This is a genomic window from Pseudomonas sp. 2835 (assembly GCF_050435905.1).
Taxonomy (GTDB): domain Bacteria; phylum Pseudomonadota; class Gammaproteobacteria; order Pseudomonadales; family Pseudomonadaceae; genus Aquipseudomonas.
On record NZ_JBNDLE010000002.1, the window covers coordinates 131,123 to 144,654 of the forward strand.

Below are 13,532 nucleotides of genomic sequence, written 5' to 3' on the forward strand. Positions count from 1 at the left end.
ATTGACTGAACTAACGCAACGCTGCCGATTTCTATTTATTGTCTGGTGAGACAGAAAAACCAACAACAGCATTAGGAAAAAGGACGTTTCTCATGAAGAAACTGCTTTGCTTGGCTGCTCTTGCAGCCGTTACCCTGGGGCAATCTTTCGCAACTCAAGCAGCGGACGTGTCGTTCTCGGTCGGACAGACCGGCGACTCGACCATGACCTACCGCCTCGGTCTGCAATCGAACTGGGATGCAAGCTGGTGGCAGACCAGCGTAGGCCGTATCACCGGCTATTGGGACGGTGCCTACACCTATTGGGATGGCGACGAGACGGCAAGTAACCACAGCCTGTCGTTTGCGCCGGTATTCGTTTACGAGTTCGCCGGTGAGTCGGTCAAGCCCTATATCGAAGCCGGTATTGGCGTAGCCGCGTTTTCCAGTACCGAAGTTGAGAGCAATAAACTCGGTTCTTCTTTCCAGTTCGAAGACCGTATCGGCTTTGGTCTGCGCTTTGCTGGCGGGCATGAAGTTGGCGTGCGCGCGATCCACTATTCCAACGCCGGGCTGCAAACGCCCAACGATGGGGTAGAAAGTTACGCGTTGCACTACCGTATGCCGCTCTGACCTGAAAAGTACTGCCCTGTGTCTTACACAGGGCTTGCAGGTTGTTGGGGCAGTGGCCAGAGGCTGTTGAGGTTGAGGGCTTCGAGCAGCAGCTCGGGAGCTCGTTCCGGCAGCCTCTGAATGATCACATCTGCGGCGCTTTCCGGCGTCCATAGTTCAGGCCGGACCTGAACCGCCACCAGTGGCGTTTTTAAAGCTTGTGGCGCGACCACGGTCAAGGCGATGCCTTTGCCCTCCAGGTTCTGGCGCTCAGCGCGAAACACCTGCGCCAGGTTGTTGTCCGCGGTTGCCGGCTGGCTTGGCTCGCAGAGTTGCAACGCCGAATAGCGGCTGAGGACCGCCAGCACTTGGGGCGCCTGGCCTTTTTCCAGCAGCGGCATTGCCACGTTCAGGCAGTGAACCGAGGCACTCAGGTTGCTGCTGGCGATGGCTTCGAAAATCGCCGTCGGCGGCAGGCTGGCGTCCAGGTAATCGCAAGTACCGGCATTCACCAGCAGGCAGTCGAGGGCGCCCCAGTGGGTCTTGAGTTGCTGGCTGGCTTGCGCTGCTTGCGCACCGTCAGTGAGATTGCCGTCGAGCAGCAACAGCTGCTCGGGGTTGAGCTGCGACAGGCCTTTCAATTCAGGCGATACGCGCCCGCTGGCAGCGACTTTCCAGCCCTGCTCAAGCAGTTGTTGCACCAGCGCCAGGCCCAAGCCGCTGCTTGCACCGGTGACCCACACCTTACGCGCGATGGGTTCGCTCACGTTACTGCCCTCTCTTCCTGCCGTGTGGGTAAACTCTTGAATGCATTCAACGCACGTTGGCGACTGCTACCGAGGTCCACAATGGGGTGCGGATAATGATTAGTAGCAAAAAGATCGCCAACAGGCACGGGGTTGTGGATTTTTTTTTTATCCAGGTCGGCAAGCTCTGGCAGCCATTGCCGAATGAAGCGCCCTTCGCTGTCGAATCGCTGGGACTGGCTCACCGGGTTGAAAATGCGGAAATAGGGCGCCGCGTCGGTTCCGGTCGAGGCGCTCCACTGCCAGCCGCCGTTGTTGGCGGCCAGGTCGCCGTCGATCAGGTGGCGCATGAAGAAGCGCTCGCCTTCACGCCAGTCGATCAGCAGGTTCTTGGTCAGGAACATGGCGACGACCATGCGCAGGCGGTTGTGCATCCAGCCGGTGGCGAGCAACTGGCGCATGGCCGCATCGATGATCGGGATACCGGTCTGCCCTTGTTGCCAGGCCTTGAGCTCGTCCGGCGCGTGGCGCCAGGGTAGCGCCTCGGTTTCCGGGCGGAAGGCGCGGTGCATCGAAACCCGCGGGTAGCCAACCAGGATGTGTTTGTAGAACTCGCGCCAGAGCAGCTCGTTGATCCAGGTCACCAGGCCGCGGTTGCCACTGTCGAACTCGCCGAAGTTGTGGCCCAGCGCAGCATGCAGGCACTGGCGCGGCGAAATCACTCCTGCCGCCAGGTAGGCAGACAGTTGGCTGGTGCCGGCGACTGCGGGGAAGTCGCGGTGCTCCTGGTAGTCTTCGGCACATTCATCAATGAAACGCTGCAGGCGGCGCTGGGCTTCTTCTTCGCCGGCAGGCCAGAGCTCGCGTAACGCCTGGGAGGGCGTATTGAAGCCGGCCACCTCGGCAGGCACCGGGTCGCTGGCAATAGGCATCGGCGCTTGTGCCTTGATTGCCTTGACCAAGGGTGGCAAGCCCAAGTGCAAACGCTCGTAACAGACCTTGCGGAACTGGCTGAAAACCTGGAAGTAACCGCCGCTGCGGGTCAGGATGCTGCCGGGGCGCAGTAGCAACTGGTCAAGATAACCATGGGCGCCAATGCCTTGCTGCGCGAGGACGTCCCGCACCGCCTGGTCGCGGGCGCTTTCATTGACGCCGTACTCTTCGTTGAAGTGTACGGCCTGTACCTGATGTTCACGGCACAGCTGCAGCAGAGCCTGCGGCGCCTGTTGCCAGGTGTCGGCGTGGCGGATCAGCAGGGGAATGTTCAACTGCGCCAGCGCTGTGCGCAGGCTTTGCAGGTTACGCAACCAGAAATCGACCTTGCACGGCGCATCGTCGTGGCGCTGCCACTGCCCGGGGCTGAGCAGCCACACCGCCAGGGTCGGGCCGCGTTCGCAGGCCGCTGCCAGTGCAGTGTTGTCGAATACGCGCAGGTCGCTGCGCAGCCAGATCAGTTGCATGCTGTTCCTTTACCGTTCATGGGGGTGTTCGGGCATGCGCCCACTCAGTTGTTGCAGGCACCGGAGCGCCGCCTGGGGCGAATCGAGGGCAAACAGCGTCTTGTCCGTCCAGGCCTGCAGGGCATGCTTATGAATGCTGACTGCGCGGCCGCACAGGAGTTTCGGGATTTCGACGTTGGCCAGGCTTCTTTGCAAGCGGGCGATGTCGACCGATTTGTCGATGCTCAGCAGCAACGCCCATGGCTGCAGCCGTGCCACCGCCAGGCTCAACTCGTTGCCCGGCGGCGGCCAGTCGAAGACCTGCACCGGGTATCCGGCATTGCTCGCCAGCCAGGCGCTCAGCCACAGTCGCGGGTCGAAGGACAAGTCCGAGCCGTTGACCAAAAGCAAGGGGGCGCCGCCGAGCTGATGGTTGTTGTGGTAGATCCGCGTACCCAGTTTGCTGCGCAGCCAGGAATGAAAGAACACTTGCTCGAGGCCCGCGGCAAACTGGCCTTGCCAGCGCAGCTCGAGGTCGGCAAGCAGTGGCATCAACAGCTGTTCGCAGAGCGTTGCCGCCGGGTACAGGGCCATGGCCTGGTTCAGCTGTTGCTCAAGGCGGCGCTCGGCGAGGGCGGCGATGGCGTCCTTGAGCTGCTCACGCAGGGCTTGCCAGTCACTGCCGGCGGGGGGCTGTGCTTCGGCGGGGTTGGCCGCAAGCAGGGTTTTGACCTGGCTGACCGCAACGCCGCGGTTCAGCCAGGTGAGTATTTGCTGGATACGCTGGACGTTTTCCTGGCTATAGAGGCGATGGCCCTTGCCGGTGCGTTGCGGCACGATCAAGCCATAGCGCCTTTCCCAGGCGCGCAGGGTGACCGGGTTGACTCCGGTCAGGCGCGTCACCTCGCGGATCGGCAGCAGGGTTTCAGATGGCATTGCGCAAGCTCAGGTTTTCCGGATGCGGTTGCAGGTACACCTGCTGCGCCAGGTAGGGGGCGGGGTGGTTGCGCAAGTGATGCTTGAGCAGGGTCAGCGGTACCACCAGCGGTACTACGCCCGCATGGTACTGGGCGATCAATTGCCGGATTTCCTGCTTGTCGTCGCGGCTCAGGGCATCGCGCAGGTAACCACTGAGGTGCAGCAGCACGTTGCTGTGAGTGCCACGGCTGGCGCAACGGCTCAGGGCCTGCATCAACTGGCTGAAATAGCGCGGGGCGAGCACTTCGGGATCGTCGTCACGGCTCATGCTGCCCAACAGCTTGCCGAGGATCTTGTACTGCTGGGGGTTGTGCGCCATCAGCTGATATTTGTAGCGGGCATGGAAAGCGATCAGGGCGCCGCGACTGACACCAGCGGCGATTACCTGTTGCCAGTCGGCGTAGGCGTACACCCGGGTAATGAAGTTCTCGCGCAGTACCGGATCACAGAGCCTGCCGTCTTCTTCCACCGGCAGGTCGGGACGTTGCTCGCAAAACGCGGCGGCGAAGAGCCCGCGGCCACCCTCGGGCGCCGGGTAGCCATTGGCCTGATAGACCTTGACCCGCTCCAGGCCGCAGGACGGTGATTTGTGCATGAAAATGTAGCCGCAGATGTCGTCGAGGTCCTTGGCCATCTGCTGGCCGTAGGCGCGTAGCGGGCCAGACAGATCCAGGCCGGGGTCGCGGCTGCACACGGCCTGCGGGTCGGCAGGATCACCGACCAGGCGGATGGGGGCACGCGGAACGCCCAGGCCGATGGCGACCTCCGGGCAGACCGGGACGAAATCGAAATGCTCGCTGAGGATCTCGTTGCACAGCCGCGAGGCTTTGTGACCACCGTTGAAACGCACCTCCTGACCGATCAGGCAGGCGCTGACAGCGATACGGGGTTTGCGCGGCAGGTCACGAGTGTCCATGAACAGATCCTGAAAAAGATTGTACAAAAGTAAAAACCTGTACAGATAAATCCCATCATAGAGATAAACCTATGCAAGTCAAATCACTTGTACAGCCTTTGTCCAGGGTGTTGAAAAACGTCAAGCGGGGCTGAACAGAAGCAGCCCCGGCAGGTGTTACTCCAAGTGCTCGAGCAGGCGTCGGGCAGCCTCCTGGCCACTGAGCCAGGCGCCTTCGACCCGGCCCGACAGGCACCAGTCACCGCAGGCATACAAGCCCAGGTCAGCGTCGGCCAGGGCGCCCCATTCATGGTTGCTGGCCGGTCGGGCATAGAGCCAGCGGTGGGCGAGGGAGAAGTTGGGAGCAGGCACCACGCAGCCGACCAGTTCGGCGAAGTCGCCCCACAGCTGTTCGATCACCGCCTCCTTGGCCAGGTCGATGTGCTGCTTGCTCCAGCTGGAGGTGGCATGCAGTACCCAGGTATCCATGTGTTCATCGCGCCCGGGTTTGCTGCGGTTGCGCGCCAGCCAATCAAGTGCGCTGCCTTGCACGAAGCAGCCTTGCATCGGCGTGTCGAGCGGTGTATCGAAGGCCAGGGCAATTGCCCAGGTCGGGTCCATCTGCACGCCGGCGGCGGCTGCGGCGAGCTTGGGTGCCGATGCCAGCAGCGGGGTGGCCTGGGGCGCGGGCACCGCCACCACCACGCGGCTGAAGGGGCCATGGCTGCAGCCGTCGGTGTCCTGCAGGTGCCAGTACTTCTGGCCGCGATAGACCTCGGCGATGCGGCAACTGAAGTTCACCGTGACATCCTTGAGCAGGCCGCGGGTGATCGCGCTCATGCGCGGTACGCCGACCCAGCGTGTCTGCTCATCGGGGGAGGGGCTGAGCACGCCATCCTGGTACTGGTACAACTGTGGCTTCCACTCTGCTGCCCAGCCAGCGGTCACCCATTGCTGAAGCTGGTCGACGAAGCGCCGGTCGCGGGCGGTGAAGTACTGGGCGCCGAGATCGAGGGCACCGGCGTCGCTGCGCTTGCTGGCCATGCGCCCACCACTGCCGTGGCCCTTGTCGAACAAATGAACGGTCTGCCCGGCCTTTTGCAACGCCTGGGCGGCGGACAGGCCGGCGATACCGGCCCCGATGATGGCAATAGGTACAGTCATGATGGCCTCTTCGAACCTTGTGGTTGCAGACTACGCTGCCCGGCAAACCTGTACAATGCATGAATCTTGTATAAGATGATTCCGCTCGTTACCACAGGTTGGCCTATGTTTATCCGAGAGCGATCGGTCAAAAAAGTGCCTTGTTGTTAAAAATAGACCACTGGCGCGCCAAGCGAGGACACAGCCATGCATATATTGCTGACCGGCGGTACCGGGTTGATCGGCCAACACCTGTGTCAGCACTGGCTGGCTCAGGGGCATCGGCTGACGGTCTGGAGTCGACGCCCCGAGCAGGTGGGCAGGTTGTGTGGCGCTGGCGTGCGCGGCATTGCCCGCCTCGATGAGCTGGCCGATGACGACAGCGTGGACGCGGTGATCAACCTGGCCGGCGCGCCGATCGCCGATCGGCCCTGGAGTTCCAGCCGTCGCGCCTTGCTCTGGGCCAGTCGCATCACCTTGACCGAGCAATTGCTGGCCTGGCTCGAGGCGCGCCAGCAGCGCCCCGAGGTACTGATCTCGGGCTCGGCGGTAGGCTGGTATGGCGATGGTGGCGAGCGTGAGCTCACCGAGGCCTCGCAGCCGGTCAAGGAGGATTTTGCCAGTCAGCTGTGCATCGCCTGGGAAGAAACCGCCATGGCTGCGCAGCCGCTGGGGATTCGTGTGGTGCTGGTGCGCACTGGCCTGGTGCTGTCGAGCGAGGGCGGCTTTTTGTCGCGCCTGCGCCTGCCGTTCAAACTCGGGCTGGGCGGGCCTATCGGCGACGGTCGGCAGTGGATGCCGTGGATTCATATACACGACCAGGTCGCCCTGATTGATTTTCTCTTGCAGCACAAGGATGCCAGCGGTCCTTATAATGCCTGTGCCCCAGAGCCGGTGCGCAACCGCGAGTTCGCCAGGCGTCTGGGTCGGGCCATGCACCGCCCGGCGTTCATGCCACTGCCGGCGCTGGTGCTCAAGGCCGGGCTTGGCGAGTTGTCGACCCTGCTGCTGGGCGGGCAACGGGCGCGGCCGGTGCGTTTGCTGGCTGGCGGTTTCACCTTCCGCTTCAATGATCTGCAATCGGCCCTGGACGAGTTGTCCAGCCGCCTCTGAAATAGGACGTTGCATGACCGATCACGCTTTGCTGCTGGTCAACCTGGGTTCACCGGCCTCCACTTCTGTTGCCGACGTGCGCCGGTACCTCAATCAGTTTCTCATGGACCCCTATGTCATCGACCTGCCATGGCCGGTGCGGCGCTTGCTGGTATCGCTGATCCTGATCAAGCGCCCGGAGCAGTCGGCCCATGCCTATGCCTCGATCTGGTGGGACGAAGGCTCACCGCTGGTGGTGCTGACCCGCCGCCTGCAGGCGGCCATGCGCGAGCAGTGGAGCCACGGCCCGGTGGAAATCGCCATGCGCTACGGCGAACCTTCGTTGCCGACGGTGCTGGCGCGCCTGGCCAGCCAGGGCGTGAAGAAGGTCACCCTGGCGCCGCTGTACCCGCAGTTTGCCGACAGCACCGTGACCACGGTCATCGAGCAGGCGAAACAGGTGATTGCCGACCACAAGCTGCCGCTCGAGATGGCGATTCTGCAGCCGTTCTACGACAAGCCGGAATACATCGACGCCCTGGTAGCCAGCGCGCAGCCATATTTGCAGGAGGATTACGATCACCTGCTGCTCAGCTTCCATGGCCTGCCCGAGCGACACCTGAAAAAACTCGACCCCACCGGCAAGCATTGTTTCCAGGACGCCGATTGCTGCCGCAACGCTTCGCCCGAGGTGCTTGCGGTCTGCTATCGCGGCCAGTGCCTGCGCACCGCCCAGGCGTTCGCGCAGAAGATGGGCATCCCCGACGGCAAGTGGTCGGTGTCGTTCCAGTCAAGACTGGGGCGGGCGAAGTGGATCGAGCCGTACACCGAAACGCGGCTGGACGAGTTGGGCAAGTCAGGGGTGAAAAAACTGCTGGTGATGTGCCCGGCGTTTGTTGCCGACTGCATCGAAACCCTGGAAGAGATTGGTGACCGCGGGCGCGAGCAGTTTGTCGAGGCCGGCGGCGAGGAACTGGTGCTGGTGCCGTGCCTGAATGATCACCCGCAATGGGTGCAGGCGTTGAAGGGGATGTGTCTGCAAGCAGGTTGAAAGCAAGGGGCCGCTGTGCGACCCATCGCCGGCAACGCCGGCTCCCACAATGGCGATGCATGCACTCTGTGGGAGCTGGCTTTGCCAGCGATGGGCCGCGCAGCGGCCCCATCAGGCAATCAGATCAAGGCAACTGATCGTCCAGCGCCTTGTTTTTCCAGCTGTCGTTACCCGGCAGCAGCAGGTTCAAGGCAATAGCCACCACCGCGCACAGGGCGATGCCCTTCAGGCCCCAGTCATCGGGGCCTGTGCCGCTACCGATCAGCACGCCGCCGATACCGAACACCAGGGTCACCGAAACGATCACCAGGTTGCGCGCTTCGCTCAGATCGATCTTGTGGCGAATCATGGTGTTCATGCCCACCGCCGCGATCGAGCCGAACAGCAGGCAGAGGATGCCGCCCATTACCGGCACCGGAATGCTCTGCAGCAGCGCGCCGAACTTGCCGATGAAGGCCAGGGTGATGGCAAAGATTGCCGCCCAGGTCATGATCTTCGGGTTGTAGTTCTTGGTCAGCATCACCGCGCCGGTCACTTCGGCGTAGGTGGTGTTGGGCGGCCCGCCGAACAGGCCGGCAGTGGTGGTGGCGATGCCGTCACCGAGCAGGGTGCGGTGCAGGCCAGGTTTTTTCAGGTAGTCGCGGCCAGTCACGCTGCCCACCGCAATAACCCCGCCGATGTGCTCGATCGCCGGCGCCAGGGCCACCGGTACGATGAACAGGATTGCCTGCCAGTTGAACGCTGGCGCGGTGAAGTGCGGCAGCGCCAGCCAGGGCGCGGCGGCGATCTTGGCGGTGTCGACCACGCCAAAGTAGAACGACAGGGCAAAGCCCACCAGCACGCCGGCGATGATCGGCACCAGGCGGAAGATGCCCTTGCCGAATACTGCGACGATCAGGGTGGTCAGCAGTGCCGGCATGGAGATCATCATCGCGGTGCTGTACGGCAGCAGCTCGGTGCCGTCACCGGCCTTGCCCATGGCCATGTTGGCGGCAATCGGCGCCATTGCCAGGCCGATCGAGATGATCACCGGGCCGATCACTACCGGCGGCAGCAGGCGGTCGATAAAGCCGGTGCCTTTGATTTTCACCGCAAGGCCGAGGAAGGTGTAGACGAAGCCCGCCGCCATGACCCCGCCCATGGTCTCGGCCAGGCCGAACTGGCCCTTGGCGAGGATGATCGGGGTAATGAAGGCGAAGCTCGAGGCCAGGAACACGGGTACCTGACGGCCGGTAACCACCTGAAACAGCAGAGTTCCCAAACCCGCCGTGAACAGCGCGACGTTGGGATCGAGGCCGGTAATCAGCGGCATCAATACCAGCGCGCCGAAGGCGACGAAGAGCATCTGCGCGCCGGAGACGACCTGGCGCCAGAGCGGGTCGTTGAACTCATCCTGCATGTTCAGGCGTCCTTCTGCTTGGTACCGAAGATCTTGTCACCGGCATCGCCCAGGCCCGGGATGATGTAGCCGTGCTCGTTCAGGCACTGGTCAATCGAGGCGGTGTAGATCTGCACGTCCGGATGGGCTTTTTCCACCACGGCGATACCTTCGGGGGCAGCAACCAGGACCATGGCACGGATGTCCTTGCAACCCGCTTTTTTCAGCAGGTCGATGGTGGCGACCATCGAGGCGCCGGTGGCCAGCATCGGGTCGATGATCAGCGCCAGGCGCTCGTTGATTTCCGGGGCGAGTTTTTCCAGGTAGGTGTGCGCTTCGAGGGTTTCCTCGTTGCGGGCCACGCCCACGGCGCTGACCTTGGCGCCTGGAATAAGGCTGAGCACGCCGTCGAGCATGCCGATGCCGGCGCGCAGGATCGGGACTACAGTGATCTTCTTGCCGGCGATCTTCTCGACCTGGACCTTGCCGCACCAGCCGTCGATTTCGTAGCTTTCCAGCGGCAGGTCTTTGGTCGCTTCGTAGGTCAGGAGCGTGCCGACTTCCTGGGCGAGCTCGCGAAAGTTCTTGGTGCTGATGTCGGCGCGGCGCATCAGGCCGAGCTTGTGGCGGATCAGCGGATGGCGGATCTCACGGGTAGGCATAGGGAAAAGCTCCGGGGGGCGGGCAAAAAAACCGCGCTAGATTAATCTATTCAGCCATGCATGTCCTCAGACTTACTGGACGTTAGTCCAGAAATGCTTGATCTGATGCGACGGGATGCGTACCTTTGCCCGCTTTTCTCAATTGCCGCCCCTTGGAGAGCGCCATGTCCGCCGATCTCGAGCACATCCGTCAAGTCATGCGCGAGGCTGACTGCCTGCACACCGAAGCCGAAGTCGAGGCAGCCATCGCCCGCGTGGGCGCGCAGATCACCGAAGTACTGGCTGACAGCAACCCGGTCGTCTTCTGCGTGATGAACGGCGGCCTGATCTTCGCCGGCAAGCTGCTGACCCATCTGCAGTTCCCGCTGGAATCGTCCTACCTGCACGCCACCCGCTACCGCAACCAGACCAGCGGCGGTGACCTGTTCTGGAAGGCCAAGCCGGAAGTCTCGTTCATCGATCGCGATGTGCTGATCATCGACGATATTCTTGATGAAGGTCATACCCTCAGCGCCATTATCGACTTCTGCAAGCACGCTGGCGCCCGCGCCGTGCACACTGCCGTGCTGATCGACAAGGACCACGACCGCAAGGCCAGCGCCGACCTCAAGGCCGATTTCTGCGGCCTGAGCTGTGTTGACCGCTACGTATTCGGTTATGGCATGGACTACAAAGGCTACTGGCGCAACGCCAACGGCATTTACGCCGTCAAAGGCCTCTGAGATACAGTCTTGTGGCAAGCCCGCCCATGTTGGGTGGGCCTGCCCCGCGCTGACGCCGTCCCATGCTAGAGTGCCAGGCTGCCCCCAAGGAGCCTGACATGCGTGCGATTTTCCCCCTGTTGTTCCTGCTGAGCATGCCGCTGGCCGCGGCGCCCCTGCACAGCCAGTTCCTGCCGCCCGATGATCTTGGGCTGCGCAAGGAAGTTGCCGATTCGCAGCAGTTGCTGCAGGTCACCAGCTATTCGGTGGTAGTAGGCAATCAGCGCCAGTCCAATCAGCAACCCATTCCCGTCACTTCGCCGTTGATCCTGCGCCTGAAGGGCAAGCCGCTGAGCAAGGGCGCGACCATCAGCCAGGTGCTGATCAGCTTCGACGCCGAAAGCAAAAGCCTGAAAAAGCCGGTCTTCGACGACAAGAGCAAGACCCTGACCCTCAATTACCCACTGGCCCAGTACCGGGTGATGCTCGACCTGCTGCGCAACGATACTGTCTATGTGCAGTTCCTCAGCTACCCCAATGGCCATATCTGGGCCGATCTGCACACCGGCAGCGTACGCGCGCGTTGAGTGCCGGCGCTGCCCGGGGGTAAACTGCCGGCCCGTGAAAATGTCCGTGATGGTTCAGTTGGAGTCGGCAATGCGTAAAGACAAGAAGCAAGTGATTGGTGATGAGATCAGCGACGACTACATCAAGTCGTTCCTGCAGTACGAGCCGGCCGATGGCGCTACTTCGCCGTCTCATCACAAGCTGATCAAGGGCTACCGCGGCCTGCGCGTCGATGACTTCGAGCGCTATGTCGGCTTCTTCGTCGAAGCTGGCTATGACCTGGACGGCAAGGACGAGCACGGCCAGACCTTCGTTGAAGCCATCGCGGACCAGCGCAACGCACCCGAGTACGTCGAGATCATCGACAAGGCTCGCGGCTGATACCAGCGCCCATAAAAAAACGCCCCGAAGGGCGTTTTTTTATGCCGGCAGGTTATGCGTAGCTCTGCGCCGGGCTGCTTTCGACCAGGCCCAGGGCCTCGTCGTTGTACGCACTGATCTTGTGGTACAGGGCCGCGTCGGTGGCCAGGACCTTTTCCCGGGCCGGGAAGATTTCCTTGAGCTTGGCCGCCCAGGCGCCCTTGGCCTGCTCGGGGAAGCAGCGCTCGATCAGTTCCAGCATGATCGACACAGTCACCGAAGCACCAGGGGATGCACCGAGCAGGGCGGCCAGGGAGCCGTCCTTGGCTGCAACCAGTTCGGTACCGAACTGCAGGATGCCGCCTTTTTTCGGGTCTTTCTTGATGATCTGCACACGCTGGCCAGCCACTTCCAGGCGCCAGTCCTCGGCCTTGGCCTCGGGGTAGAAGCGACGCAGGGAGTCCAGGCGCTGCTCCATCGACTGCATCACTTCGCTAACCAGGTATTTGGTCAGGTCCATGTTGTCGCGGGCCACGGCCAGCATCGGGCCGATATTGCCCATGCGCACCGAAAGCGGCAGGTCAAGGAACGAGCCATGCTTGAGGAACTTGGTGGTGAAGCCGGCATACGGGCCGAACAACAGTGAGGTCTTGCCGTCGACCACGCGGGTATCCAGGTGCGGTACCGACATCGGTGGCGAACCTACCGCGGCCTGGCTGTAGACCTTGGCCTGGTGGCGCTTGACCACTTCCGGGTTGTCGCAACGCAGCCACTGGCCGCTGACCGGGAAGCCGCCAAAGCCCTTGCTCTCTTCGATGCCCGACAGTTGCAGCAGCGGCAGGGCCGCGCCACCGGCGCCGAGGAATACGAAGCGGGCATCGACTTCACGGCTGCTGCCGCTGTTGACGTCCTTGATGCTGACGGTCCAGCCGCTGCCGTTACGGCGCAGGCCGGTGACCTTCTTGCAGTACTTGACCTGTGCTTCGGGGGCGTTGGCCAGGTGCTTGAGCAGCTTGTTGGTCAGCGCGCCGAAGTTGACGTCGGTGCCTTTCATGACGCGGGTGGCGGCGATCTGCTGGTCGGCAGGGCGACCCGGCATCATCAGCGGCATCCACTCGTTCATCACCGCCTTGTCTTCGGTGTATTCCATTTCGCTGAAGGCGTGGTGCTGCTTGAGCATCTCGAAACGCTTCTTGAGGAAGCTGATGCCCTTCTCGCCCTCGACGTAGCTCAGGTGCGGCACGGGGTTGATGAACGCCCGTGGCGAGCTGAACGCGCCTTTTTTGCTCAGGTAGGCCCAGAACTGCCGGGACACCTCGAACTGGGTATTGATATGCACCGCTTTCTTGATATCGATGCTGCCGTCGGCGGCCTGTGGCGTGTAGTTCAGTTCACACAGCCCGGCATGGCCGGTCCCGGCGTTGTTCCACGGGTTGGAACTTTCCGCGGCACCCGAATCCATCAACTCGACGACTTCCAGCTTGATCGCCGGGTCGAGTTCCTTGAGCAGTACGGCCAGGGTGGCACTCATGATGCCTGCCCCTACCAGTACTACATCGACTGCTTCGTTCTGCGCCATTAACGCGTCTCCAAAATCTTCAGCACCAAATTGACAGCATAGGATCCCTGGCTTGCCAGGATCGCCATGTCCGATTATTCGCAGTTTTTGCAACTTCAGCGGACACCACCAACCGGGCTTTGCGTTGCCTATGAACGCATTTTACAGCCGGTGCGGCAATTCGACTTATGGTCAAGGTATCCGTCGTGCGTTATGGACCGGTTTCAGGCACCCATTGCAAATGAGCGCTGTTGCCAGCTGTTCAGGGCTGTTCGGGACACTTTAGGTGCTTTTGCACATGCCAGACTGTTCATTGCTCGCCACACTCTCGTGAAGTTGTGAAAACCCGTTTTTTCACGCTCTTTTGGAGTC

Annotated in this window: 14 protein-coding genes; 6 read left to right on the forward strand and 8 right to left on the reverse strand. The window is 62.1% G+C overall.

Going from position 1 to position 13,532, the window contains the following annotated elements; translation table 11 throughout:
- The first annotated feature begins 92 nt into the window (after window positions 1-92).
- Window positions 93-611, forward strand: a complete 519-nt coding sequence (locus ABIE20_RS02570) for an acyloxyacyl hydrolase (RefSeq protein WP_429502544.1) — start codon at window positions 93-95, stop codon at window positions 609-611.
- A gap of 23 nt (window positions 612-634) precedes the next feature.
- Here the strand turns inward: ABIE20_RS02570 and ABIE20_RS02575 are convergent, their stop codons facing one another.
- The 5 genes from ABIE20_RS02575 to ABIE20_RS02595 all read right to left on the reverse strand — a co-directional run bounded on the left by ABIE20_RS02575 (window position 635) and on the right by ABIE20_RS02595 (window position 5,812).
- Entirely contained in the window at window positions 635-1,357 is a 723-nt protein-coding gene (locus ABIE20_RS02575; protein WP_429502545.1) for an SDR family NAD(P)-dependent oxidoreductase, read from the reverse strand.
- Window positions 1,354-2,796 (reverse strand): deoxyribodipyrimidine photo-lyase, encoded by a 1,443-nt coding sequence (gene phrB / locus ABIE20_RS02580; protein ID WP_429502547.1) that lies wholly within the window; start codon window positions 2,794-2,796, stop codon window positions 1,354-1,356. Before phrB ends, ABIE20_RS02575 begins: the two co-directional genes overlap by 4 nt.
- Window positions 2,797-2,805: 9 nt before the next feature.
- Window positions 2,806-3,711 (reverse strand): MerR family transcriptional regulator, encoded by a 906-nt coding sequence (locus ABIE20_RS02585; RefSeq protein ID WP_429502549.1) that lies wholly within the window; start codon window positions 3,709-3,711, stop codon window positions 2,806-2,808.
- Window positions 3,701-4,669, reverse strand: a complete 969-nt coding sequence (locus tag ABIE20_RS02590; RefSeq protein ID WP_429502551.1) for a YbgA family protein — start codon at window positions 4,667-4,669, stop codon at window positions 3,701-3,703. Before ABIE20_RS02590 ends, ABIE20_RS02585 begins: the two co-directional genes overlap by 11 nt.
- A gap of 156 nt (window positions 4,670-4,825) precedes the next feature.
- Window positions 4,826-5,812 carry an NAD(P)/FAD-dependent oxidoreductase gene (locus ABIE20_RS02595; protein WP_429502553.1) on the reverse strand — a complete coding sequence of 329 codons (987 nt, stop codon included), beginning with the start codon at window positions 5,810-5,812 and terminating at the stop codon, window positions 4,826-4,828.
- A gap of 186 nt (window positions 5,813-5,998) precedes the next feature.
- On the opposite strand from ABIE20_RS02595, the gene ABIE20_RS02600 reads away from it, so the two are divergent.
- Both ABIE20_RS02600 and hemH read left to right on the forward strand, forming a co-directional pair.
- A complete protein-coding gene (locus tag ABIE20_RS02600; RefSeq protein ID WP_429502555.1) occupies window positions 5,999-6,904 on the forward strand; it encodes a TIGR01777 family oxidoreductase in 906 nt (301 codons plus the stop codon).
- Between the two features lie 13 nt (window positions 6,905-6,917).
- A complete protein-coding gene (hemH, locus tag ABIE20_RS02605) occupies window positions 6,918-7,934 on the forward strand; it encodes a ferrochelatase (protein ID WP_429502557.1) in 1,017 nt (338 codons plus the stop codon).
- 124 nt (window positions 7,935-8,058) lie between these two features.
- Here the strand turns inward: hemH and ABIE20_RS02610 are convergent, their stop codons facing one another.
- Window positions 8,059-9,333 carry a uracil-xanthine permease family protein gene (locus tag ABIE20_RS02610; RefSeq protein ID WP_429502559.1) on the reverse strand — a complete coding sequence of 425 codons (1,275 nt, stop codon included), beginning with the start codon at window positions 9,331-9,333 and terminating at the stop codon, window positions 8,059-8,061.
- Between the two features lie 2 nt (window positions 9,334-9,335).
- Window positions 9,336-9,974, reverse strand: coding sequence for a uracil phosphoribosyltransferase (gene upp, locus ABIE20_RS02615; protein WP_045196006.1), 639 nt, complete (start codon window positions 9,972-9,974; stop codon window positions 9,336-9,338).
- Window positions 9,975-10,138: 164 nt separating this feature from the next.
- Between upp and ABIE20_RS02620 the strand changes: the two genes are divergently transcribed.
- The 3 genes from ABIE20_RS02620 (at window position 10,139) to ABIE20_RS02630 (ending at window position 11,623) form a co-directional block, all read left to right on the forward strand.
- Window positions 10,139-10,696, forward strand: coding sequence for a hypoxanthine-guanine phosphoribosyltransferase (locus ABIE20_RS02620; RefSeq protein WP_010225758.1), 558 nt, complete (start codon window positions 10,139-10,141; stop codon window positions 10,694-10,696).
- 98 nt (window positions 10,697-10,794) lie between these two features.
- Window positions 10,795-11,262 (forward strand): hypothetical protein, encoded by a 468-nt coding sequence (locus ABIE20_RS02625; protein WP_195885670.1) that lies wholly within the window; start codon window positions 10,795-10,797, stop codon window positions 11,260-11,262.
- Window positions 11,263-11,332: 70 nt separating this feature from the next.
- Window positions 11,333-11,623 carry a PA4642 family protein gene (locus tag ABIE20_RS02630; RefSeq protein ID WP_429502562.1) on the forward strand — a complete coding sequence of 97 codons (291 nt, stop codon included), beginning with the start codon at window positions 11,333-11,335 and terminating at the stop codon, window positions 11,621-11,623.
- Window positions 11,624-11,675: 52 nt separating this feature from the next.
- On the opposite strand, the gene mqo is transcribed toward ABIE20_RS02630, so the two are convergent.
- Entirely contained in the window at window positions 11,676-13,181 is a 1,506-nt protein-coding gene (mqo, locus tag ABIE20_RS02635) for a malate dehydrogenase (quinone) (protein ID WP_429502564.1), read from the reverse strand.
- Window positions 13,182-13,532 lie beyond the last annotated feature (351 nt).

Coding starts and splice junctions, on each gene's coding strand:
- hemH (WP_429502557.1), top strand. CDS start 6,918: ATGACCGATCACGCTTTGCTGCTGGTCAACCTGGGTTCACCGGCCTCC.
- mqo (WP_429502564.1), bottom strand. CDS start 13,181: ATGGCGCAGAACGAAGCAGTCGATGTAGTACTGGTAGGGGCAGGCATC.
- ABIE20_RS02570 (WP_429502544.1), top strand. CDS start 93: ATGAAGAAACTGCTTTGCTTGGCTGCTCTTGCAGCCGTTACCCTGGGG.
- ABIE20_RS02600 (WP_429502555.1), top strand. CDS start 5,999: ATGCATATATTGCTGACCGGCGGTACCGGGTTGATCGGCCAACACCTG.
- ABIE20_RS02625 (WP_195885670.1), top strand. CDS start 10,795: ATGCGTGCGATTTTCCCCCTGTTGTTCCTGCTGAGCATGCCGCTGGCC.
- ABIE20_RS02630 (WP_429502562.1), top strand. CDS start 11,333: ATGCGTAAAGACAAGAAGCAAGTGATTGGTGATGAGATCAGCGACGAC.
- ABIE20_RS02620 (WP_010225758.1), top strand. CDS start 10,139: ATGTCCGCCGATCTCGAGCACATCCGTCAAGTCATGCGCGAGGCTGAC.
- phrB (WP_429502547.1), bottom strand. CDS start 2,796: ATGCAACTGATCTGGCTGCGCAGCGACCTGCGCGTATTCGACAACACT.
- ABIE20_RS02590 (WP_429502551.1), bottom strand. CDS start 4,669: ATGGACACTCGTGACCTGCCGCGCAAACCCCGTATCGCTGTCAGCGCC.
- ABIE20_RS02610 (WP_429502559.1), bottom strand. CDS start 9,333: ATGCAGGATGAGTTCAACGACCCGCTCTGGCGCCAGGTCGTCTCCGGC.
- upp (WP_045196006.1), bottom strand. CDS start 9,974: ATGCCTACCCGTGAGATCCGCCATCCGCTGATCCGCCACAAGCTCGGC.
- ABIE20_RS02595 (WP_429502553.1), bottom strand. CDS start 5,812: ATGACTGTACCTATTGCCATCATCGGGGCCGGTATCGCCGGCCTGTCC.
- ABIE20_RS02585 (WP_429502549.1), bottom strand. CDS start 3,711: ATGCCATCTGAAACCCTGCTGCCGATCCGCGAGGTGACGCGCCTGACC.